The 20,718-nt window shown below is 70.6% G+C and carries 20 protein-coding genes and 1 pseudogene; 12 read left to right on the top strand and 9 right to left on the bottom strand.

Features of this window, described 5'->3' with window-relative positions; genetic code table 11:
- Nucleotides 1–91 precede the first annotated feature (91 nt).
- Nucleotides 92–2,221, bottom strand: coding sequence for an excinuclease ABC subunit UvrB (gene uvrB / locus OIC96_RS36260; RefSeq protein WP_330303781.1), 2,130 nt, complete (start codon nucleotides 2,219–2,221; stop codon nucleotides 92–94).
- A gap of 40 nt (nucleotides 2,222–2,261) precedes the next feature.
- Nucleotides 2,262–3,128, bottom strand: coding sequence for an MHYT domain-containing protein (locus tag OIC96_RS36255; protein WP_330303782.1), 867 nt, complete (start codon nucleotides 3,126–3,128; stop codon nucleotides 2,262–2,264).
- Nucleotides 3,129–3,407: 279 nt separating this feature from the next.
- Between OIC96_RS36255 and OIC96_RS36250 the strand changes: the two genes are divergently transcribed.
- From OIC96_RS36250 to OIC96_RS36240, 3 genes are all read left to right on the top strand, one after another.
- A complete protein-coding gene (locus OIC96_RS36250) occupies nucleotides 3,408–4,277 on the top strand; it encodes a glycerophosphodiester phosphodiesterase (protein ID WP_330303783.1) in 870 nt (289 codons plus the stop codon).
- 87 nt (nucleotides 4,278–4,364) lie between these two features.
- Nucleotides 4,365–4,919, top strand: coding sequence for a methylated-DNA--[protein]-cysteine S-methyltransferase (locus tag OIC96_RS36245; protein WP_330303784.1), 555 nt, complete (start codon nucleotides 4,365–4,367; stop codon nucleotides 4,917–4,919).
- A gap of 218 nt (nucleotides 4,920–5,137) precedes the next feature.
- Complete coding sequence (locus tag OIC96_RS36240) at nucleotides 5,138–6,430, top strand: MFS transporter (RefSeq protein ID WP_330303785.1); 1,293 nt, start codon at nucleotides 5,138–5,140, stop codon at nucleotides 6,428–6,430.
- Nucleotides 6,431–6,464: 34 nt separating this feature from the next.
- Here OIC96_RS36240 and OIC96_RS36235 read toward each other — a convergent pair whose 3' ends face one another.
- Nucleotides 6,465–6,827: a cupin domain-containing protein gene (locus OIC96_RS36235; RefSeq protein ID WP_330303786.1), complete on the bottom strand. Its 363-nt coding sequence runs from the start codon at nucleotides 6,825–6,827 to the stop codon at nucleotides 6,465–6,467.
- A gap of 241 nt (nucleotides 6,828–7,068) precedes the next feature.
- Entirely contained in the window at nucleotides 7,069–7,497 is a 429-nt protein-coding gene (locus OIC96_RS36230; RefSeq protein ID WP_330303787.1) for a VOC family protein, read from the bottom strand.
- 105 nt (nucleotides 7,498–7,602) lie between these two features.
- Here OIC96_RS36230 and OIC96_RS36225 point away from each other — a divergent pair, with 105 nt between their 5' ends.
- Both OIC96_RS36225 and OIC96_RS36220 read left to right on the top strand, forming a co-directional pair.
- Entirely contained in the window at nucleotides 7,603–8,508 is a 906-nt protein-coding gene (locus OIC96_RS36225) for a pseudouridine-5'-phosphate glycosidase (protein ID WP_330303788.1), read from the top strand.
- Entirely contained in the window at nucleotides 8,505–9,452 is a 948-nt protein-coding gene (locus OIC96_RS36220; protein WP_330303789.1) for a carbohydrate kinase family protein, read from the top strand. The genes OIC96_RS36225 and OIC96_RS36220 overlap by 4 nt, the downstream gene beginning before the upstream one ends.
- A gap of 171 nt (nucleotides 9,453–9,623) precedes the next feature.
- Here OIC96_RS36220 and OIC96_RS36215 read toward each other — a convergent pair whose 3' ends face one another.
- A complete protein-coding gene (locus tag OIC96_RS36215) occupies nucleotides 9,624–10,418 on the bottom strand; it encodes a methyltransferase domain-containing protein (RefSeq protein WP_330303790.1) in 795 nt (264 codons plus the stop codon).
- 215 nt (nucleotides 10,419–10,633) lie between these two features.
- On the opposite strand from OIC96_RS36215, the gene OIC96_RS36210 reads away from it, so the two are divergent.
- A complete protein-coding gene (locus tag OIC96_RS36210) occupies nucleotides 10,634–11,761 on the top strand; it encodes a magnesium and cobalt transport protein CorA (RefSeq protein ID WP_330303791.1) in 1,128 nt (375 codons plus the stop codon).
- 81 nt (nucleotides 11,762–11,842) lie between these two features.
- Here the strand turns inward: OIC96_RS36210 and OIC96_RS36205 are convergent, their stop codons facing one another.
- The 3 genes from OIC96_RS36205 to OIC96_RS36195 all read right to left on the bottom strand — a co-directional run bounded on the left by OIC96_RS36205 (nucleotide 11,843) and on the right by OIC96_RS36195 (nucleotide 13,571).
- Entirely contained in the window at nucleotides 11,843–12,271 is a 429-nt protein-coding gene (locus OIC96_RS36205; RefSeq protein ID WP_330303792.1) for a CBS domain-containing protein, read from the bottom strand.
- A gap of 161 nt (nucleotides 12,272–12,432) precedes the next feature.
- Nucleotides 12,433–12,846: a PPOX class F420-dependent oxidoreductase gene (locus OIC96_RS36200; protein ID WP_330303793.1), complete on the bottom strand. Its 414-nt coding sequence runs from the start codon at nucleotides 12,844–12,846 to the stop codon at nucleotides 12,433–12,435.
- A gap of 83 nt (nucleotides 12,847–12,929) precedes the next feature.
- Nucleotides 12,930–13,571 (bottom strand): uridine kinase, encoded by a 642-nt coding sequence (locus OIC96_RS36195; RefSeq protein WP_330303794.1) that lies wholly within the window; start codon nucleotides 13,569–13,571, stop codon nucleotides 12,930–12,932.
- 235 nt (nucleotides 13,572–13,806) lie between these two features.
- Here OIC96_RS36195 and OIC96_RS36190 point away from each other — a divergent pair, with 235 nt between their 5' ends.
- From OIC96_RS36190 to OIC96_RS36180, 3 genes are all read left to right on the top strand, one after another.
- A complete protein-coding gene (locus tag OIC96_RS36190) occupies nucleotides 13,807–14,502 on the top strand; it encodes a DUF2293 domain-containing protein (RefSeq protein ID WP_330303795.1) in 696 nt (231 codons plus the stop codon).
- A gap of 266 nt (nucleotides 14,503–14,768) precedes the next feature.
- Nucleotides 14,769–15,248: an anthrone oxygenase family protein gene (locus tag OIC96_RS36185; RefSeq protein WP_330303796.1), complete on the top strand. Its 480-nt coding sequence runs from the start codon at nucleotides 14,769–14,771 to the stop codon at nucleotides 15,246–15,248.
- 123 nt (nucleotides 15,249–15,371) lie between these two features.
- On the top strand, nucleotides 15,372–16,859 hold the full coding sequence (locus OIC96_RS36180) for a glutamate synthase subunit beta (RefSeq protein WP_330303797.1): 1,488 nt from the start codon (nucleotides 15,372–15,374) through the stop codon (nucleotides 16,857–16,859).
- A 32-nt stretch (nucleotides 16,860–16,891) separates the two neighbouring features.
- Here OIC96_RS36180 and OIC96_RS36175 read toward each other — a convergent pair whose 3' ends face one another.
- Complete coding sequence (locus OIC96_RS36175; protein ID WP_406501474.1) at nucleotides 16,892–17,419, bottom strand: carboxymuconolactone decarboxylase family protein; 528 nt, start codon at nucleotides 17,417–17,419, stop codon at nucleotides 16,892–16,894.
- Between the two features lie 47 nt (nucleotides 17,420–17,466).
- Here OIC96_RS36175 and pdxR point away from each other — a divergent pair, with 47 nt between their 5' ends.
- The 3 genes and pseudogenes from pdxR (at nucleotide 17,467) to OIC96_RS36160 (ending at nucleotide 20,635) form a co-directional block, all read left to right on the top strand.
- The gene (pdxR, locus tag OIC96_RS36170; RefSeq protein WP_330303799.1) at nucleotides 17,467–18,909 is read left to right on the top strand and encodes a MocR-like pyridoxine biosynthesis transcription factor PdxR; all 1,443 of its coding nucleotides are present in this window, start codon (nucleotides 17,467–17,469) and stop codon (nucleotides 18,907–18,909) included.
- Nucleotides 18,910–19,101: 192 nt separating this feature from the next.
- Nucleotides 19,102–19,899 (top strand): annotated as a pseudogene (locus tag OIC96_RS36165) (PEP/pyruvate-binding domain-containing protein); the annotation flags it as partial.
- The gene (locus OIC96_RS36160) at nucleotides 19,859–20,635 is read left to right on the top strand and encodes a fused DSP-PTPase phosphatase/NAD kinase-like protein (RefSeq protein WP_330303800.1); all 777 of its coding nucleotides are present in this window, start codon (nucleotides 19,859–19,861) and stop codon (nucleotides 20,633–20,635) included. The pseudogene OIC96_RS36165 and the gene OIC96_RS36160, both read left to right, overlap by 41 nt.
- Nucleotides 20,636–20,718 lie beyond the last annotated feature (83 nt).

The following is a 20,718-nucleotide window of genomic DNA, read 5'->3' as shown; positions in this document are numbered from 1 at the left end:
CCACTGACAGTGCCGAACCCTGGGGCGCGCTTTGTGTCGGTCTTGCAACACAGCGCGCATATGCCGAGGTCCGGCAGGGCCCGCGAGGACGTCAGGCCATACCCGCCTCCTTCATCTGGCGCAGCTCCTTCTTCATCTCGGACACCTCGTCACGCAGCCGGGCCGCGATCTCGAACTGGAGATCGGCCGCGGCAGCGCGCATCCGCTCCGTCATCTCCTCGATCTGCCCGGCGAGTTCGGCCGCGGGGCGGTCGGTCGGCACCGTCTCCTTGGCCTTGCCCTTGGCGGACTTGGCCGCCTTGCCGCCGAGCGCGGGCACCGGGGCCTTGGCGCCCTTACCGTCCTTCGTCTTGCGGTAGCCCGAGCCGAGCAGCTGCTCCGTGTCGACGTCCTCGCGGGCGATCTGCGCGACGATGTCGTTGATCTTCTTGCGGAGGGGCTGCGGGTCGATGCCCCGCTCCGTGTTGTACGCGACCTGCTTCTCCCGGCGGCGGTTGGTCTCTTCGATGGCCTTCTCCATCGCCGGGGTGATCTTGTCGGCGTACATGTGGACCTGGCCGGAGACATTGCGCGCCGCGCGGCCGATGGTCTGAATCAGCGAGGTGCCCGAGCGCAGGAACCCTTCCTTGTCGGCGTCGAGGATCGACACCAGGGAGACCTCGGGCAGGTCGAGGCCTTCGCGGAGGAGGTTGATGCCGACCAGGACGTCGAACTCGCCCGCGCGCAGTTCGCGCAGCAGCTCGACGCGGCGCAGGGTGTCGACGTCGCTGTGCAGATAGCGCACCTGGATCCCGAGCTCCAGGAAGTAGTCGGTGAGGTCCTCGGCCATCTTCTTGGTGAGCGTGGTGACCAGGACGCGCTCGTCCTTCTCGGTGCGCTTGCGGATCTCGTGCACCAGGTCGTCGATCTGGCCCTCGGTGGGCTTGACGACGACCTCGGGGTCGATGAGGCCGGTGGGACGGATGATCTGCTCGACGAAGCCGTCCCCGCGGGAGAGCTCGTACTTGCCCGGAGTCGCCGACAGGTACACGGTCTGGCCGATGCGCTCCTGGAACTCCTCCCACTTCAGGGGGCGGTTGTCGAGGGCGGAGGGCAGCCGGAAGCCGTGGTCGACAAGGGTGCGCTTGCGGGAGGCGTCGCCCTCGTACATCGCGCCGATCTGGGGAACCGTGACGTGCGACTCGTCGATGACGAGCAGGAAGTCGTCCGGGAAGTAGTCGATCAGCGTGTTCGGCGGGGAGCCGGGTTCGCGGCCGTCGAAGTGCATCGAGTAGTTCTCCACGCCGGAGCAGGAACCGATCTGGCGGAGCATCTCGATGTCGTACGTCGTGCGCATGCGCAGGCGCTGGGCCTCCAGGAGCTTGCCCTGCTTCTCCAGCTCGGTGAGGCGCTCCCCCAGCTCCTTCTCGATGTCGTTGACGGCGCGCTCCATGCGCTCGGGGCCCGCCACGTAGTGGGAGGCCGGGAACACATAGATCTGGTTGTCGTCGCTGATGACCTCGCCGGTGAGCGGGTGCAGCGTGGAGAGGGCCTCGATCTCGTCGCCGAACATCTCGATGCGGACGGCCAGCTCTTCGTAGACCGGGAAGATCTCGATGGTGTCGCCGCGGACCCGGAAGGTGCCTCGTGCGAACGCCATGTCGTTGCGCGTGTACTGGATGTCGACGAAGCGGCGCAGCAGGTCGTCGCGGTCGATCTCGTCGCCGACCTTGAGCGGGACCATCCGGTCCACGTACTCCTGCGGCGTGCCGAGGCCGTAGATGCAGGAGACGGAGGCGACCACGACGACGTCGCGGCGGGTCAGCAGCGAGTTGGTCGCGGAGTGGCGCAGTCGCTCCACCTCCTCGTTGATCGAGGAGTCCTTCTCGATGTAGGTGTCCGACTGCGGGACGTACGCCTCGGGCTGGTAGTAGTCGTAGTACGAGACGAAGTACTCGACCGCGTTGTTCGGCAGCAGCTCGCGGAATTCGTTCGCCAGCTGGGCGGCCAGGGTCTTGTTCGGGGCCATCACCAGGGTGGGGCGCTGGAGCTTCTCGATCATCCACGCTGTGGTGGCGGACTTGCCGGTGCCGGTCGCGCCCAGCAGGACGACATCCTTCTCACCTGCACGGACGCGCTTCTCCAGCTCGGCGATGGCCGTGGGCTGGTCACCACTCGGCTGGTAGGAGCTGACGACCTCGAAGGGCGCCACCGAACGTTCGATCTTGGATACGGGCCGCATGGAATCCACCGTACGACCCCGCACTGACAACGGGGCCGGATCACCAGCTCTGCGGGGTGCGGGAGCTCCGGTGTCCGCGGTCCTGCCCGCGGCGGGGCGCGGGACGGCGGCCGGGGTGCGGGACGGCGGGGTGCGCCGGGATGCCCGGCCTGTTCTCCACGGGCGTCCAGTCGGGCTTGCCCATGACCATCAGCGGGTCGAACATCACGACCACGCCCGCCAGACACAGAAAGGCCAGCGGGCCGATCATCATGGGCGCGAGCAGGGCGGCGGGCGAGTCCCCCGAGGGAGTGCTGGTCGAGCCGTGCAGATGGACGCTGAGGGCGGCCATGCCCACGTAGTGCATACCGCTGACGGCGAGCCCCATGACGAGACTGGCGCCCACGCTCCAGAGGAATCCCCGCACTTGTCCCGCCGCCCACAGGGCGGCGGTGGCGGCGACGACGGCTATGACGACCGAGGCGGAGACGGTCAGGGTGTTGTATTCGAGCTTCCCGTTGAGGCGCATGCCGGCCATGCCCAGGTAGTGCATCGAGGCGACACCCAGACCGGTGATGGTGCCCCCAGTGAAGAGCGCCGTTCCGGTGGCGCCCTTGTAGCCGACGATGAAGATCCCGATGCCGACCATCACGATGGCAACGCCCAGGCTCGCGAACGTCGTCGGTTTGTCGTAGTGGACGGGGGTCTCTTTGACCGTGAACCCCATCATCGCGATGAAGTGCATGGTCCATATGCCCGAGCCGATCGCCGCCGAGCCGAGGGCGAGCCAGCCGCCGCGCCAGGAGCGGGCGACGAGCATCGATCTGGTGGTGCAGCGCAGACCCAGCGCTCCGCCCAGGCAGGCCATGAGGTATGCCACCAGCGGTGTGACGAGTCCGTAAGTGAAGCCGTCGACCGTGCCCTGCATGTGCGGCTGCCCTTCCCGCCCTGTTGCTCCTGAAAATTCCTGAAATGCCCCCACCCTCAGGACCGCGAGAGCGGACAGGGTCGAGGCAGAGAGTATGACTCCCACCGGAATGGTCGAACGATTTTCCGGCAAAGAATCACGACCTCGCCCCACTTGTGAGGTGCCAGTGAGCGGACTTGGACAACTCCTTTCAATCCGCAGCCATCTCACACCCCTCCTTCGTTGACCCTCTGCTGTCACTCTTGTGCTGTCCGTGATCGCCCGACGTGAGGAGAATGCATGCACGCGCGCGTTGCCGCCGCCACGACCACCGCGCTTCTAGGGGGCGCCGTTCTGATACTGCCGAGTCCGCACGCCCGGGCCGGGTCCCAGAGCGCCGGTCCCGTGATCGTCTCCCACCGCGGCGCCTCCGCCTACGCGCCCGAGAACACCCTGGCCTCCATCGACAAGGCGGCAGCGATGGGATTCCCATGGGTCGAGAACGACGTCCAGCGCACCAAGGACGGTGAACTCGTGGTCCTCCACGACGCCACGCTGGCGCGTACGACCAACGTCGAGCAGGTCTATCCGCACCGGTCTCCCTGGAAGGTCAAGGACTTCACCGCCGCGGAGATCGCCCGCCTGGACGCCGGGAGCTGGTTCAGCTCCCGGTACGCGGGCGTGCGCGTGCCGACGCTGAAGCAGTACATGAACCGCGTCTCGCACAACCACCAGAAGCTCGTCCTTGAGGTCAAGAACCCCGAGCTCTATCCGGGCATCGAGCGGCAGACCCTCAAGCTCCTGAGCAACGAGGGCTGGCTCGACCCGGCGCACCTGAAGAGCAGCCTGATCGTCCAGAGCTTCAGCGCGGACAGCGTGCGAACGGTCCACGATCTGCGCCCCGGCATCAAGACGGCCTTCCTGGGCAGGCCGTCGATCGCGCAGCTGCCCGACTACGCCCAGTTCGCCGATCAGATCAACTCGGATCACACCGCTCTCTCGTCCGGCTACGTCTCCGCGGTCCACGGGTTCGACGGACCGCACGGCAGTCCGATGAAGGTCTTCGCCTGGACCGTCAACGACGCGGACACCACCCGGCACGTGGCGGGCTTCGGGGTGGACGGCATCATCACCAATGTGCCCGACGTGATCCAGAGGGCTCTGCACTAGTACCGCGCGTCCCCTCGCCCGTGGTGCGGACCTATGCCGTCGTCCGCGCCACGGGCGTTGTCAGTGGCGCGCCGTACGGTGGGTCGCATGGACAGCCATGGGCAGAACGAGCAGCAGGTCGTGTGGACCGTCGTCGGCACGGACATCGGTCCGCTGCTGCTGGCGGCGACGCACGACGGCCTGGTGAACGTCGTGTTCCACGCCACGGACGCGGTGCGCGACAAGGCGCTCGACCGGCTCGCGTCCCGACTGGGCACCGAGCCCCTCGAGGCACCCGGGTCACCCCTGCTGGCCGAGGCGATACGTCAGGTCGTGGCGTACTTCGCGGGCGAGCGGCGCGACTTCGAGCTGCCGCTGGACTGGTCGCTGATCTCCGGGTTCAACCGCCAGGTGCTCCGTGAGCTGGCGTCCGGCGTTCCCTACGGCTCGGTCGTGGGTTACGGCGACCTGGCCGGGCGGGTCGGCCAGCCGGGCGCGGCACAGGCCGTGGGGGTGGCCATGGGCTCGAATCCGCTGCCGGTCGTCGTGCCGTGCCATCGGGTGGTCGAGAGCGACGGCGGTATCGGCGGGTTCGGGGGTGGCCTGGAGACCAAGCGGAAGCTGCTCGCTCTGGAGGGCGTGCTTCCGGAGCCGCTGTTCTGACGGCTCTCCCGTGAACATCGCGGTTCTGACGGCTCTTCGGTGAGCGCCGCTGTTCGGATGGCTCCTCGGTGAGCCGGACGGGGCGTATCGACCTGGGCGGTAGCCCGCGCGCATACACCCGATAACCGTTGTTCGTACTGAGGTATGAGCTGGGAAACTGCGCCGGTGACCAGACCCTGTTCCGCCCCGTCCTGTTCCGCTGCCTCCGAGTGTTCGCCGTGACCTCCGTCGAGCGGCAGGACGCCCTCACCCTCGACACGGACGCGATACCGGCGCTGCGGCGCCGTATCACCGCTGTACTGATCGCCAGTCAGATCCTCGGCGGGCTCGGGGTCGCCACGGGCATCGCGCTCGCCTCCGTGCTGGCCAAGCAGGTCAGTGGCACCGAGTCGCTGTCCGGGCTCGCGCCCACCGCGACCGTCACCGGTACGGCGGTGCTCTCGGTACCGCTGGCCGCGCTGATGAACGCGCGCGGTCGTCGGCCGGGGCTCGTGCTGGCGTATCTCATCGGCGCGTTGGGTGCGGGTGTCGTGGTGGTCGCCGCGAGCGTCGGGAGCTTTCCGCTGCTGCTGCTCGGCATGGCGGGCTTCGGCGCGGCCTCGTCGGCGAATCTGCAGGCGCGGTTCGCGGCCGCCGATCTGGCCGAGCCCGGGCGGCGCGCCCGGGCCATCTCGAACGTGGTGTGGGCCACCACGATCGGAGCGGTACTGGGGCCCAACATCGCCGCGCCCGCCGGACGCAGCGTCTCCGGACTCGGGATTCCCGAGGAGGCGGGGCCGTTCCTGTGGGCGGCCGGGGTGTTTCTGGTGTCGGCGCTGCTGGTGACCGTACTGTTGCGTCCCGATCCGCTGCTGACCGCCAGGGCGCTCGCGCCGATCGAGGAACAGTCGGCCGACGCTCGTACGCTGCGAGCCGGTCTGGCGGCCGTCAGGGCCTCACCGCGGGCCAAGCTGGCGCTCGTGACCGTGGCCGTCTCGCACACCGCGATGGTCTCGATCATGTCGATGACCCCCGTGGACCTCGGACACCACGGGGCGAGCATCGATCTGATCGGGCTGGTGATCAGTGGTCACATCGCGGGCATGTACGCGTTCTCGCCCCTCATGGGGCGGCTCTCGGACCGGCTCGGCCGGCTCTCCGGGATCGGGCTCGCGGTGGGGCTGCTGGCCTGTGCGGCGCTGCTCGCCGGGACGGCGGGCGGCAGCCACGGACAGATCGCCGTGGGGCTCTTCGTACTGGGCCTGGGCTGGTCGTCCGGGATGGTGTCGGGCTCGGCGCTCCTGACGGACTCCGTGCCCCAGGCGGCGCGGGCCGCCGCGCAGGGGCTGTCCGACCTGACCATGAGCACGGCAGCCGGTCTCGGTGGAGCGGCCGCCGGTCTCGTGGTCGCGCGGGCGAGCTACGGGTGGCTGAACCTCGTCGCGGCATGTCTGCTGGTGCCGCTGAGTGGGCTGGCGCTGTTCACGCGGGGTCGGCGCTCGCGGGGATCAGAGGTCGTGAAAGGCCTCTGACGTCCGGAGGAGCCCCTCAGCGACTCCCGGGGCCTCAGAGGCTGATGTGGTACGCCTTGCGGAGCGTCTCGTGCACGGTCCAGGTGGTGCGGTCGCCCTCGCGCAGGATCGCCGCGTCGCCGGGTCCCACCTCGATGACATCGCCGCCCTCGACCTCGATCGTGGCGCGGCCGCTGACGACGACGAAGAGCTCGTTCGCCTCCGTGTCGGTCACCACGCCGGGCGTGATCTGCCAGATACCGCGCAGCTGCTTGCCATCAGCCGACTCCCACAACACCTTGCCGGTCACGACCGGGTCGCCGGAGACGATCTGGGCCGGGTCCAGGGGCTCCGGTTCGAGCTCGGCGTCGGGGATGTGCACGGCGAAGGACGGGGTGGGCTGGGTGTTCGTGGTCATGAGCGGTCACCCTAAGGGCACGTGATCCGCCGGGCGCGTTGAGGGTCGCCTCTGTTCGAGACGCGGTCGGACAGGCCGTCCGCGGTTCAGCGCCCCGCGTGGATCGAGTACGTACGCGCGGCTGGGGCCACCGCCGACCCGGCCGCCTGTATCGAATAGCCGTATGGTCTCCCGAAGGGGTGCCCCCGCGCGCGGGGGCACCCCTTCTCCTCCGTGAGACCTACTCGTAGTGCCGTGAGGCCTACTCGTAGTGCCGCGCCTCGAAGACGTTCCCGTCCGGGTCACGGAAGTAGAAACTGCGCTTGGCCAGTCCGCGGGCGCCGTAGGAGTCGTAGGAGAAGCCCGAGAGCGGGACGGACCGCTCCTCCAGACGTGCCCGCAGCGCGTCGAAATCGCCTTCCTGGAGGGACAGGCATACGTGGTTGACCGGATGACCGGCACTGTCGGCGCCTCCGGGGACCATGTTCATATACGCCGCCATGGGGAGGGGCATGAGGTCGAAAATGGTCTCTTCATTGAGGCGCGCCGAGGGGAACGACGCCTTTCCGGCGGCGAATTCGGTGACCTTCAGGGGCTCCAGTCCGACCGCCTTCTCGTAGAAGTCGGCCGAGGCGACCGGATCACGTACCCAGAGGACGACATGGTCGAGACGTGGCGAGTTGTCCGTCATGCTCCCAGGCTGGTGTCGTACGCCGCAGGTCGCAAGGGTTTGACCGGGCGCGCCGCCCGCCAGAGATCCAGAGATGAGGAAAGACGACCGACAGGAGGCAGGCGCGTGATCGTGGTGTCCGAAGAGGTACGGGAGGCGCTCGACGCGCGCCGGCCGGTGGTGGCCCTGGAGTCGACGATCATCGCCCACGGGCTGCCGCGCCCGCGCAATCTGCAGGTCGCGCTGGAGCTGGAGGACGTCGTACGGCGGGAGGGTGCCGTCCCCGCGACGATCGCCGTGCTCGACGGGCAGCCGCATGTCGGTCTGGACAAGGAGCAGTTGGAGCGGGTCGCGAACGAGGACGGGATCCGCAAGCTGGGGCACCGCGATCTGCCGCTCGCGGTGGCGGCCGGTGCGAGCGGGGCGACGACCGTGTCCGCGACGGCGCTGCTGGCCGCCCGCGCGGGCGTACGGGTGTTCGCGACGGGCGGGCTCGGCGGGGTGCACCGGGAGTGGACGGTGACGCAGGACGAGTCGGCCGACCTGGGCCTGCTGGCGCGTACCCGGATCACGGTGGTGTGCGCGGGTGTGAAGTCGATCCTGGACGTGCCGGCGACGCTGCAGCGCCTGGAGACACTGGGTGTGGCGGTGGCCGGGTACGGCACGGAGCGCTTCCCCGGCTTCTATCTGTCGGACTCGGGACATCCGGTGGACTGGACGCTGGAGTCCCCCGGGCAGGTGGCGGATGTCATGCGCGCGCAGGACGCGCTGGACGCTCCCGAGTCGGCGCTCATCGTCGCGAACCCCGTCCCCGAGGAGGAGCAGCTCGATCCCGCGCTCCACGCGCGCGTGCTCGCCGACGCGCTGCACGCGTGTGAGGCGGAGGGCGTGACCGGGCAGGCGGTGACGCCGTTCCTGCTCGACTATCTGGTGCGGCACACCGACGGCGCCTCGCTGAGCGCCAATCTGGCGGCGGTGCGCGGCAACGTACGGCTCGCGGGGCGGATCGCGGCGGCCTGGGCCGGGGCGTGAGCGGGACGGATCACGGGGGCGCCGGGCGGGATACGGGGGCGCTTGCGGGCGCTCTGCTCGTCGTCGGAGACGTGGTCACCGACGTCGTCGCCCGGCACCGGGGGCCGCTCGCGGCGGGCACCGACACGGCCGCCGCGATCCGCACCGTGCCCGGCGGCGCCGGCGCCAACGTCGCGTGCTGGGCGGCTCATCGGGGCTGCGCGGACGTACGGCTGCTCGGCCGGGTGGGGGCGGAGGCGGCCGCGTGGCACGAGCGCGAGCTCGCGGCCTGCGGTGTACGTCCCCTGCTCGTCGTCGATCCGGAGGCGCCGACCGGGACGGTGATCTGCCTGGTGGACACGGGCGCTTCGGCGGAGCGTACGTTCCTCACGGACAGCGGGGCCTCCCTGCGGCTCGAACCCGACGACTGGTCACCCGCTCTGCTCGACGGTGTCGCGCGACTGCATCTGTCGGGCTACCTGTTCTTCTCCGAGCCGAGCCGGGCACTGGTGTCGGTGGCACTGGAGTCGGCACGCGCGCGTGGCGTGCCGGTGAGCCTGGATCCGGCGTCGGCGGGGTTCCTCACCGAGCTCGGGGTGGACCGCTTCCTCGAACTCGCCGAGGGCGTCGACGTCCTGCTGCCCAGCCGGGACGAGGCGTACCTGCTGACCGGGCTGCCCGATCCCGCGGACGCCGCGGCCAAGCTGAGCCGCCATGTGCCCCTGGTCGTCGCCAAGCAGGGCGTTGACGGGGCCCTCGTGGCCCGTTCCGGAACCGTCCGGGCGCGTGTCCCGGCCGTGCCCGCGACCCCTCGCGACACCACGGGCGCCGGCGACGCCTTCACTGGGGCGTTCCTCGCCGCCCTGCTCGCGGGCGCGGAGGCCGAGGAGGCGGCGGAGGAGGGCTGCGGAGCGGGGGCGATGGCAGTGGAACGGATCGGGGGAAGGCCACCGGTGGGCATCTGACGGCGGCCGGACGGGAGACTCGGCGGCGGGCCGGCGAGGCCTGCCGGTGGGCCGGCTCGCGGGTGGGTCGGCTCGCGGGTGGGTCGGCTCGCGGGTGGGCGGCCAGGCCCGTGGCGCCCCGAGTCGGCGCGGCACGGTCCATGGCGCCCCGGGCCAACTCCCCTCTCCCGTCTACCCCTTGCGCCCCCACGCCGAGATCATCGGTGCCGTCGCCAGGTCCATGGAGCCGGTGGCTACGTTGGCCAGGTGGCGGTCGATGTCCTGGTGGGTGGCCAGGCCCGCGGTGACGAGCTGGTCGCGGATCTGACGGATCGTCGCGGACTCCAGGTCGGCGCAGGCGGGCGAGGTGACGGGGAAATACGCGTCGGCCTCCACACCGTTCAGCCCCGCCTCGCGGAGCAGGCGGGGGAGTTTGCGGCCATACGCGAGATCGGCGCCGCGCTCCGCGAGCAGACCGCGGAAGCCCTGGCGCAGCCGGTTCGCGAGCTGCTGCTCCGGGCCGTATTCGTCGGGGCAGAGGAGAGGCTGCAACGCGGGGTCGCCGTCCTCGACGAGGAGCCGGCCGCCGGGCCGCAGGGCCTTGACCATCGATCGCAACGCCCGCTCCCGGTCCGGCACATGGACCAGCACGAGCCGGGCGTGCACGAGGTCGAAGCCCTCCCCCGGCGGCTCCTCGGCACCCACGTCGTGGACACGGACCTCGACCGGCGGGCGGGCCGCGGAGGCCGCCCACGAGGTGTCGATGTCGGTGGCGACGACCCGTCCGGTCGGGCCGACCTTCTTGGCCAGCCAGGACACCACGGACGTGCCGCCCGCGCCGACCTCCCAGCAGCGCCAGCCGGACCCGATGCCGAAGCGCTCGATGTGCCGGAACGTCGTGGGGTCGAAGAGAGTGGCGAAGGCGTCGAAGCGCTGTCCCGCCTCGGTCTGCCGGTTGTCGAGGAGATACCCGTCGGATCGCGTCATGGGGAGATCATCCCAGTTGACCGGCTTGTCGGGAATCGTCGACGCTCCCGCTGCCGCCACCTGCGCGATCCGGCGAGCGTTGACCGCTCACTCACACACTAGCCGGAACGGAATGTTCCGTTCCCACAGGCTTTTCCGGCGTTCGATCGGGCCTGGCAGACTGGCGCGCCAAGGCGCAAAGTGCGGCGCGAGGAGATCCACGCAAGGAGATCCAGATGTCCATGGCAGGGAATCTGCGGAAGGTCACGGCCCTCGGCGCGGTCGGCGGCCTCCGCAAGGTGGCGCGGTTGACGCGGCGGCGCGCCCGTGTCGACCTGAGCCACCCGGCCCGGTCTCCACTGGGCTCCGCGGTGGTGAACTGCGTGGCGTACCAGGACGGCGCCCGGGTCCCCGGCGGCCGCGATCTGGTCGATACCGTGGAGCGGATCCGCAAGAGCGACGAGGGATTCGTCTGGCTCGGGCTGCACGAGCCGACGGCCCGGGAGTTCGCCGGCATCGCCGAGCTCTTCGACCTGCACCCCCTGGCGGTCGAGGACGCGGTGGAGGCCCATCAGCGCCCGAAGCTGGAGCGGTACGGCGAGACGCTGTTCGCGGTGTTCAAGACGGTCTGCTACGTCGAGCACAAGGAACTGACGGCGACCAGCGAAGTGGTGGACACCGGCGAGATCATGGTCTTCGTCGGGCACGACTTCGTCATCACCGTGCGGCATGGACGGCACGGCTCCCTGGGCCCGCTGCGCGAGGAGTTGGAGTCCGACTCGCTCCAGCTCTCCAAGGGACCGGCCGCGGTGCTGCACGCGATCGCGGACCATGTGGTCGACGACTATGTGAATGCCACGGACTCGGTCCAGGGTGACATCGACCAGGTCGAGGCCGATGTGTTCGCCGAGAACGGAGCACGGACCGACGCGGGCCGCATCTACCAGCTCAAGCGTGAACTCCTTGAGCTGAAGCGGGCCGTGGTCCCGCTCGCCCGTCCGGTCCAGGAGCTCGCGACTCGGCCGATACGGGTCGTCGACCCGGAGATACAGGCCTACTTCCGGGACGTCTCCGACCATCTGCTGCGGGTCACCGAACAGATCGCCGCCTTCGACGAACTGCTCAACTCGATCCTGCAGGCGCACCTCGCGCAGGTGACGGTGGCGCAGAACGAGGACATGCGGAAGATCACGGCATGGGCGGCGGTCATCGCCGTGCCGACGATGGTCTGCGGGGTGTACGGCATGAACTTCGACAACATGCCGGAACTGCACTGGAGGTTCGGCTACCCCATCGTCATAGGCGTGATATCCCTCGCCTGCCTCGTCCTGTACCGGGGATTCAGGCGCAACGGCTGGCTCTGAGACGCCCCTCGCCCGGCACGGCCGGCCGGACGAGAGCGCGCATTCGGAAACGGCTGGAAAGCGGGAACAGGATCGACGAGGTCAGGTCGTCGCGCTCATCGCGTAGACGCCCTCGACCCACGCGGCGAGCTGTTCGTCCGTCAGGTGCCGGGCCAGGTCGGCCTCGCTGATCATGCCGACGAGCCGCTTGTTCTCGATCACGGGAAGCCGGCGGATCTGGTGGCCCTTCATCTCCTGGAGCACCTCGCCGACGTCGGCGCCCGAGTCGATCCAGCGCGGTGTGCCCTGGGCCATCTCGCCCGCGGTGACCCGTGCGGGGTCGCGCCCCATGGCCACACAGCCGACGACGATGTCGCGGTCCGTGAGGATGCCGCAAAGCCGTTCGTTCTCGTCACTGATGGGCAGGGCGCCTACGTTGAGCTCGCGCATCAGCTGGGCGGCGCGGTCCAGGGTCTCGTGGGCGGGAATCCACTGGGCACCACGGTGCATGATGTCTCCGGCGGTGGTCATGAAGTACCTCCCGGTGCCGGACGGCCGGCGCGGCGCGGAACACACCGCTAGTCCCGGCGCCCTACATTCTCGCCGTGTCCCCAGGGATACGCACCCGGAAGTCCGCGGTCGCCGAGGGGCGCCCCCCAGCCGGCCGGGGCAAGACCACAAGCTGCTTGCGGTCAGACGGAGAATCCGACGATCTTCCGCGGGACGACGCGGATGATCACGCGGACCTCGTCGTCCTTCTCCGCCGGAGGGTCGATGCCGAGGTACTTGTGCGAGAGCTCGTACGGGAGGCGCTTGGCGTCGTCGGGGAGGATCTCGGCGGTGCCGCGGATCTCGACCGAGGTGTAGGGGTTGGCGAGGTCGAAGACAGAGAGGCTGATGCGGGGGTCCCGTTGAAGGTTGCGCACCTTCTGGCGTCCCGCGGTCGAGGAGAAGAGGACGGTGTCGCCCTCGCGTTTGATCCAGACCACCGAGTTCTGGGGAGCGCCGCCGGGGCCGAGGGTGGCGACGCTGGCGAAGTTCTTGCCGTCGAGGAGGGCGCGAACGGAGTCGTCGAAGGAGGCCGGATTGTCGGCGGAGAGTGTCATGAACACAGGCTAACTACATGCGCATGCATATAAAAGCCCTGAGGGGTCGGCACTTTTGATCAGCCTGCCAGCGGGGCGACGGGTCAGCCGTTCCACGCCGGGCGCCGCGGATCGTCGGCTCGCACCAGGACGTCGGCCGTGGCGCCCGGGTCCACCTCGTTCTCGTAGCGCTCGAAGGCGGGGAGGGTCCAGTGCTCGGCCTCGGGAGTACGGCGACGGAGGGCGCCCGGGGAGAGGAGTACGTGGACGCTGAGGTCGAACGGGAACCAGTGGCGCAGAAGGAGGGGTCCGTGCAGCAACAGGATTCCGCCGGGCGGGAGTTGGACGGAGGAACTGCGGGTGGCGCGGTCGGTGGCCGGGTCCCAGAGGTCGGGCAGGACACGGCCGTTGCCGCCCGCTTCGAGGGGGCCGAAGACCTCGCGCCAGAGGGCGCTGGTGTCGAACCAGCCGTCGTAGTACGCCTCGACGTCCTGGTGGCCGTATTCGAGCCGGAGCGACGCCGGACGCAGGAAGCCCTCCGTGCCGACGACGAGCGAGGGCCGGCCGCGTATGCGCAGCGCCTCGGAGACGCGGTGCGCGAGCTCGCCGGGGCGAGCGGCCGGGGATCCGTCGAAGGCGATGCGCGGCCAGGGGCTGCCGTCGTCCGGTTTCAGGCCGAGCAGACGATCGGCGAGGAGGTCGCCGAGCCGTTCCCAGGTGATCGCTTCGAGTCGCACAGGGCCCATGATGCCGCGATCACGAGACGTTCTGGGGGCGAGACCGCACCGGGCGGCGCCGCGCACCTGCCGTAAGCGCGTACGCAGACCTCGCGGTGGCGGTGCTCGACGAGATCGGTGCGCCGGCGCGGCACCGTACGCGCATGTCGGCCTTCAGCCCCGGCTCACACCCGCGGTGATGGCGCGGCCGCCCCGGGCGCGCCGGCCGCGTAGATCCCGGGTCGGACGGGGGAATGAACCGCATATGGCACCGATCGCAACTCCCCCGCACCGCACTGGACTTCTCGTGATCCAGCCGCTCAAGAAGCGGCACTGTGTCGAGTGCGGGACCGGGCCGCTGGCGCTGCTGGTGCTGGAGGAGGGGGCGCCGCGGTGTCTGGACTGCGCGGATCTCGGGCATCTGGTGTTCCTGCCGCGAGGGGACACCGCGCTGACGCGGAGGTCGCGGGAGGGCAGTGCGCTGTCGGCGGTGGTGGTGCGGTTCAACCGGCGGCGGAGTCGGTACGAACGGCAGGGTGTCCTCGTAGAGGAGGCGGCGCTCGCCCTGGCCGAGGAGCGGTGCCTGGCGGACGCGGAGGCGCGGCGGCGCCGCCGTGCTCGGGACGCGCGGCGGCGGGAGGCGGAGGATCTGCGGTTCACGGACGCGTTCGCGCGGGAGATACACCGGCTGTTTCCCGGCTGTCCGGCCGAGCGGGCGCGGGCGATCGCCGCTCACGCCTCGGTGCGCGGCAGCGGGCGGGTGGGGCGCAGTGCCGCGGGCCGTGCGCTGTCCGAGGCCGCGGTGACCGCGGCGGTTCGTGCCGCCGTACGGCACGCGGACACTCCGTACGACCAGCTGCTGATGAGCGGTGTGCCGCGATATGAGGCGCGGCGCCGGATCGCGGCCTCGGTGGAGGCGCGGCTCTGGGAGTGGCGCGACAAGCTCACGGCGCGCGCGTGACCGGATGCCCGGCAGACGCGCGGCCCAGAGACCCGCCCTTCCTGTGCCTGCCCTGCACACCCTGCCCGCCTGCTTGCCTGCCCGTCCTGGCCGCCCTGCCCCGCCTTTCTCGACCCGGTTCTGGACGCTTCGACCCCGTTCTGGACGCTCGCGTATGCACCCGCGCCCCCGGGCCATGGTCACTGTCCTCGTTCAGGATTTCACTTGTGGTGACAGTTGGTGCCGTGCAGGATCTTTGGACTCTGGGGGTCGACGCGGGAGTGGACATGATCGATGGACCGTACTTCGTGCTGACGGTGTTGGGGGTGCTCGGCTGCGGGCTGGTGGCTGGGGTGTTCTGCGGGTTCTCGACGTTCGCGATGAGGGGGCTCGCCGAGCTGCCGCCCGCGCAGGGGGTCGCCGCGATGAACGCGATCAACGTCGCCGCGTTGCGCCCGCCGTTCATGCTGGTGTTCCTCGGGTCGGCCGGGCTGTGCGCGGTGCTCGCGGTGGTGACGTTCGTGCTGTTGCCGGACGACGGGACGGTGGAGCTGCTGCTGGGCAGCGCTCTGTATCTGTTCGGGTCGTTCGGAGTGACGGTCGTCGCGAACGTGCCGCGCAACGAGGCGCTGCTCAAGATGGAGCCCGGAGCACCGGAGACCGCCTTGTACTGGCGTACGTACGTGCGTGAGTGGACGATGTGGAACCACGTCCGCACGGTCGCGTCGGCCGCCGCGGCGGTGTCGTACACGCTGGCCCTCACCTGAGCGGCGGGGCCGACGGAGGCGACGTATCGTGGCGGGAAAGGAGTGCCGCCCGGAGGCCGTGGGCCGATGACGTCCGATGGCCACGCGGCCCCGCACCGGTACGCGTACGTGAGGGAGACGGCCATGGCCGATCCCAAGGGATTCATGACCACGCCGCGCGAGGAGAACCCGCGCCGGCCCGTCGAGGAACGCGTGCGGGACTGGAACGAGGTGTACGTCCCCGGGGCGCTGCTGCCGATCATCAGCAAGCAGGCCGACCGCTGCATGGACTGCGGAATCCCGTTCTGCCACGACGCCTGTCCGCTGGGCAATCTGATCCCCGAGTGGAACGACCTCGTCTCGCGGGACGACTGGCGGGCGGCGAGCGACCGGCTGCACGCGACGAACAACTTCCCCGAGTTCACCGGGCGGTTGTGCCCGGCGCCGTGCGAGGCGGGTTGTGTGCTCGCGATCAACCAGCCCGCGGTCACCATCAAGAACGTCGAAGTGGCCATCGCCGACCGCGCCTGGGAGGACGGTTTCACGCCACCGCGCCCGCCGGACCGGCTGTCGGGACGGACCGTCGCGGTGATCGGGTCGGGGCCCGCCGGGCTCGCCGCCGCACAACAACTGACCCGGGCCGGGCACACCGTCGCCGTGTACGAGCGGGCCGACCGGATCGGCGGGCTGCTGCGGTACGGGATACCCGCGTTCAAGATGGAGAAGCGGCACCTGGACCAGCGGCTGGAGCAAATGCGGGCGGAGGGAACGAAGTTCCGTACATCGACGGCGATCGGCAGGGACATCCGCGCCGCCGAGCTGAAGTCACGCTACGACGCCGTCGTCCTCGCCGTGGGTGCCACCGCCTGGCGCGAACTGGACGTTCCCGGGCGGGAGTTGGCCGGGATCCATCAGGCGATGGAGTATCTGCCGCTGGCCGACCGGGTGTGCGAGGGCGATCTGGAGGTCTCGCCGTTGTCCGCGGCCGGCAAGCACGTCGTGATCGTCGGCGGCGGTGACACCGGCGCCGACTGTCTGGGGACGGCCGTACGCGAGGGCGCCGCGTCCGTGACCCAGCTGGACATCTATCCGCTGCCCGAGGCGGAGCGCGACGAGGACGCCGAGCCGTGGCCGACGTACCCCAAGATCTACCGGCTCTCGGCCGCGCACGAGGAGGCCGGCGTGCTGGAGACGGCGCCCGCGGCGGACGCGGACGCCCGGCTCTTCGCGGCGTCCACGCTCCGCTTCACCGGGGACGCGGACGGGCATGTGCGTGCACTGCACCTCGTCGAGGTCGACGAGCGGCGGCGCCCGGTACCCGGCTCCGGGCGGGACCTCCCCGCCGACCTCGTGCTGCTCGCCCTGGGCTTCTCGGGCCCCGACCGCCACGACGGCCTGATCGACCAGCTCGGCCTCACCCTCGAACCGCGCGGCACGATCTCCCGGGACCAGGACTTCGCGACCAACGTTCCCGGGGTGTACGCCGCCGGGGACGCGGCCCGCGGCCAGTCCCTCATCGTCTGGGCCATCGCCGAGGGGCGAGCCGCGGCCGCCGCGGTGGACCGTCGGCTGACGGGCACGTCGACGCTTCCGGCGCCGATAGGGCCGTACGACCGACCGATGACGGTGTGACCGCGGGCGGTGTGACCGATGGCGGCGGTGCGTCAGCGGCGCTGGTCCGTGCCCGCCACCTTCGCCGTCGACAGCGCCACCCGGTTCCACGTGTTGATCGTGAAGATCAGGGCCAGCACATGGGCGAGCTCCTGCTCCCCGAAGTGGGCGGCGGCCTGCGCGTACACGTCGTCCGGCACGCCCGCGTCGGCGACACGCGTGACCGCCTCCGTCAGGGCGAGCGCCGCCTGCTCCCGCGGCGTGAAGAAGTGCCGGGCCTCGCGCCACACCGCGACCATGTGCAGCCGGTCCTCGCTCTCGCCGGCCTTGCGGGCGTCGTTGGTGTGCATGTGGAGGCAGTACGCGCAGTGGTTGAGGTGCGAGGCGCGGATCTGGATCAGTTCGACGAGGGCCGGGTCGAGCCCCTCGCGGGCCGCCGCGTCGAAACCGATGAGGGCCCGGAAGACCTTCGGAGCGGACTTCGCGAAGTCGAGGCGGGCATTTTCGGCCACGGTCGCCCCACCCGAAGGAACAGTGGTGCCGGCCGTCGTGTGCGTCGTGTGCATCGTGTGCGTCGTCATGACCATGAATCTACGGGCCGGAAAGACCGGTTGTAGGGTGCATTTCCATGGCAGATTCATGGGTCAATTCTGCGGAGCGGATAGGTGCCGACCTGCACCTGGAGCTGTCGGGTTCGGGTGGGCGGCGGGCCGCGCTGATCCGTGCGCTGCGCGAGGCCGTGCGCTGCGGCAGGCTCGCGCCGGGGACGCGTCTGCCGCCGTACCGCTCGCTCGCCGCAGACCTGGGCGTCGCGCGCAACACGGTCGCCGACGCCTACGCCGAGCTCGTCGCCGAGGGCTGGCTGACCGCCCGGCAGGGCTCGGGCACCAGGGTGGCCGTGGGGGTACCTCCCACGCCCTTAAGGCAGTGGGAGAGCACCGCACCGCCGGGCGCCCCCGCGCGCGTACCCAAAAAGGCACCTCCACGCGCGCGTGGACCCCGGCACGATCTACGGCAGGGCACGCCGGACGCGTCGTCGTTCCCGCGCGCCGCCTGGCTCGCGTCGTACCGCCGGGCCCTCCAGCAGGCACCCAACGAGGCCTTCGGGCCCGGTGATCCGGCGGGGCGGGTCGAACTGCGCGAGGCACTCGCCGCATACCTGGCACGCGCGCGTGGCGTACGCACGGAGCCTGGACGGATCGTGATCTGTTCGGGTTTCGCGCACGCCCTGCGGCTGCTCTTCCCGCATGTCCTGCGGGGCCCGCTGGCCGTCGAGTCGTACGGCCTCGGCTTCCACCGCGAACTGCTGGCCGCCGCGCCCGTACGGACCGTGCCGCTGCCCGTGGACGAAGACGGCGCCCAGGTGGGCGAGTTGCGCAGGGAGCGGGCCGTGCTGCTCACGCCCGCCCACCAGTTCCCGACCGGAGGTCCGCTGCATCCCGCACGACGGGCCGCCCTGATCGACTGGGCACGCGCGCGTGGAGGGGTGATCCTGGAGGACGACTACGACGGGGAGTTCCGCTACGACCGCAAACCGGTGGGTGCCGTGCAGGGTCTGGATCCAGAGCGGGTCATCCACATCGGCTCGGTCAGCAAGAGCCTGTCGCCGGCGGTGCGGCTCGGCTGGATGGTCCTTCCGGAGCGGTACGTCGATGCCGTACTCGCCGTCAAGGGCGAACGGGAGGCGTGGGCGAGCGCGTTGGACCAGTTGACGCTCGCGGACTTCATCGTCTCCGGGTCGTACGACCGTCACGTGCGGCGTATGCGGCAGCGGTACCGGGGGCGGCGGGACCGGCTCGTCGCCGCGCTCGCCGCTCAGGCGCCGCACATCGAGGTCACCGGGATCGCGGCCGGGCTGCACGCGGTGCTGCGGCTGCCGCCGGGGACCGAGCAGTCGACGGTCAAGGCGGCGGTCTGGCAGGGCGTCGCGCTCGACGGGCTCGCCGAGTTCCGGCATCCGGAGGCGGTGACGGCCGCTCCGGACGGGCTGGTGGTGGGCTATGCGACGCCCGCGGAGCATGCCTATGGGGCGGCGCTCGACGCGTTGTGCGGAGTGCTGCCACCGCGCTGACCTGGCCGGAAAGTGACCTCCAACTGAGGTGGAGCACAAGGGCGGTGGGACCATTGAGCGCAGGAGGCGTGTTGCCGTCGCGGCCGTGAACCGGGCGTGACAGTGGCCCGCCCCCATCCTTCGTTCCGTCGTCAGGCGCAGGGCCACCCCCGCGCGTCCCTCCTGTTGGCGGTCGGTCCTGGAGGGTGCTCGATGACGACGCTCGACGAACGTCACGAAGACGAACGTCACGAAGACGGTGCGTGCGACGGGGAAGAACTCAGGGGCGGCAGTGCGCCCGCGCCAGACGGCCTCGGCGCCGCACCGTACGGCCTCGGCCCCGTCCCCTTGGATCAGCCCACGGCCGCACTCCCCCGACTCGCGGGTTCCAAGGCCGCACATCTCGCTCGGGCGGCACGCGCCGGGCTGCCCGTGCTTCCCGGGTTCGTGGTGCCACACCCGGCGGACAGTGATCCCGACAGTGATCCCGCCCCTCTCCGGCGAGCCTGGCACCAACTCTCCCGCGGCGGCACGCTCCCCCTCGTCGTACGCTCCTCGTCCCCCCAGGAGGACACCCAGGAGTCGTCCCTGGCGGGCCAGTTCGCCTGCGTGCTGGACGTGCGCGGCTGGCGCGACTTCCGTACGGCCATACGGACCGTTCTCGAATCGGCGCACCGCCCTGACGGCACCACCGCCCCGATGGCGGTGCTCGTCCAGCCGATGCTGGCGGCCCGGGTCGGAGGCGTGCTGTTCGGGGCGGATCCCGTCGAGGGACGGACCGACCGGATGCTGGCGAGCGCGGTGCGGGGCGGACCCGACACGTTGGTCAGCGGTGAACAGCCGGGCACGAACTACTGGTTGAGCCGATGGGGGCGGGTGCTGCGGACAGAGCCGCCGGAGGCTTCCGCGCCAGTCGACGAGCCGCCGCTCACCTCCTCCGAGCTGCGTCGGCTGGCCCGGCTCGCACGGCATGCGCGGCGCGTCTTCGGCGGCCCCCAGGACATCGAGTTCGGCTTCGACGAGGGCGGGCGCCTGTGGCTGTTCCAGAGCCGCCCGATCACGGCGATGGCGGCGCGGCCACCGATTACGCCGATGGCGCCGGGCCCTCCTGCGCTCCCTCGTCGGACTCGTCCTCGGCTATCTGGTCCTGTGTGCCACCGGCGCGCTCGGCATCCTGGCGCTGTCCTACTGGATCCGCGAGGAGACCCCGCCGCCCACGGGGACGTACGCGGTGTGGGGCGTTCATCACTTCCAACCAGTCGGCTCGCGGGGAGAGTTGTGGCGGGGCGGGGCGCCCTCGCCCGAGGGCTATCGGGGGCTGGCGGACCACGGGTTCACCACCGTGGTGGACCTGCGCGCCGAGGACCTGTCCGCGGCCCAGCTCGCCGCGCCCCGCGAGGCCGGGCTCGATGTCGTACGCCTGCCCGTCCGCGACGGGCAGACCCCGACACCCGGCCAGGTGAAACGCTTCCTCGAAGTGGTCGGCGAGGCGTCGGGGCCGGTGTTCGTGCACTGCGGTGCGGGAGTGGGGCGTACGGGGGCGATGGCGGCGGCGTATCTCGTGCGGACCGGACAGGCGTCGCCGCCCGCGGCGGTGCGGCGCAATCTCGCGGTCGGGCCGCCGTCCATCGAGCAGATCTACTACGGGCTGAGCCTCGGCCTGGGCCGCGCGGACCAGCCGCCGTTCCCGGTGGTCGCCGTGAGCCGCCTGGTGGACGCCCCACGGCGCATGTGGTCCCGGCTGTAACCCCAGCCTCTCCGTAAGTCCGTGCCGCGGTGAGGATTCATATCGAAGTAAGTCATCAACTCAGTGCCACGATTAGGGAAGTC

The organism is Streptomyces sp. NBC_00775, assembly GCF_036347135.1.
Taxonomy (GTDB): Bacteria; Actinomycetota; Actinomycetes; order Streptomycetales; family Streptomycetaceae; genus Streptomyces; species Streptomyces lutosisoli.
Note: the sequence above shows the minus strand (reverse complement) of the source record. Positions and strands in the feature narration are given on the sequence as shown.

What these genes read in the sequence shown, in the direction of transcription:
- uvrB (WP_330303781.1), bottom strand. Translation starts at nt 2,221, where the DNA reads ATGCGGCCCGTATCCAAGATCGAACGTTCGGTGGCGCCCTTCGAGGTC.
- OIC96_RS36255 (WP_330303782.1), bottom strand. Translation starts at nt 3,128, where the DNA reads ATGCAGGGCACGGTCGACGGCTTCACTTACGGACTCGTCACACCGCTG.
- OIC96_RS36250 (WP_330303783.1), top strand. Translation starts at nt 3,408, where the DNA reads ATGCACGCGCGCGTTGCCGCCGCCACGACCACCGCGCTTCTAGGGGGC.
- OIC96_RS36245 (WP_330303784.1), top strand. Translation starts at nt 4,365, where the DNA reads ATGGACAGCCATGGGCAGAACGAGCAGCAGGTCGTGTGGACCGTCGTC.
- OIC96_RS36235 (WP_330303786.1), bottom strand. Translation starts at nt 6,827, where the DNA reads ATGACCACGAACACCCAGCCCACCCCGTCCTTCGCCGTGCACATCCCC.
- OIC96_RS36230 (WP_330303787.1), bottom strand. Translation starts at nt 7,497, where the DNA reads ATGACGGACAACTCGCCACGTCTCGACCATGTCGTCCTCTGGGTACGT.
- OIC96_RS36215 (WP_330303790.1), bottom strand. Translation starts at nt 10,418, where the DNA reads ATGACGCGATCCGACGGGTATCTCCTCGACAACCGGCAGACCGAGGCG.
- OIC96_RS36210 (WP_330303791.1), top strand. Translation starts at nt 10,634, where the DNA reads ATGTCCATGGCAGGGAATCTGCGGAAGGTCACGGCCCTCGGCGCGGTC.
- OIC96_RS36205 (WP_330303792.1), bottom strand. Translation starts at nt 12,271, where the DNA reads ATGACCACCGCCGGAGACATCATGCACCGTGGTGCCCAGTGGATTCCC.
- OIC96_RS36200 (WP_330303793.1), bottom strand. Translation starts at nt 12,846, where the DNA reads ATGACACTCTCCGCCGACAATCCGGCCTCCTTCGACGACTCCGTTCGC.
- OIC96_RS36195 (WP_330303794.1), bottom strand. Translation starts at nt 13,571, where the DNA reads ATGGGCCCTGTGCGACTCGAAGCGATCACCTGGGAACGGCTCGGCGAC.
- OIC96_RS36190 (WP_330303795.1), top strand. Translation starts at nt 13,807, where the DNA reads ATGGCACCGATCGCAACTCCCCCGCACCGCACTGGACTTCTCGTGATC.
- OIC96_RS36185 (WP_330303796.1), top strand. Translation starts at nt 14,769, where the DNA reads ATGATCGATGGACCGTACTTCGTGCTGACGGTGTTGGGGGTGCTCGGC.
- OIC96_RS36180 (WP_330303797.1), top strand. Translation starts at nt 15,372, where the DNA reads ATGGCCGATCCCAAGGGATTCATGACCACGCCGCGCGAGGAGAACCCG.
- OIC96_RS36175 (WP_406501474.1), bottom strand. Translation starts at nt 17,419, where the DNA reads ATGACGACGCACACGATGCACACGACGCACACGACGGCCGGCACCACT.
- pdxR (WP_330303799.1), top strand. Translation starts at nt 17,467, where the DNA reads ATGGCAGATTCATGGGTCAATTCTGCGGAGCGGATAGGTGCCGACCTG.
- OIC96_RS36160 (WP_330303800.1), top strand. Translation starts at nt 19,859, where the DNA reads ATGCGCGGCGCGTCTTCGGCGGCCCCCAGGACATCGAGTTCGGCTTCG.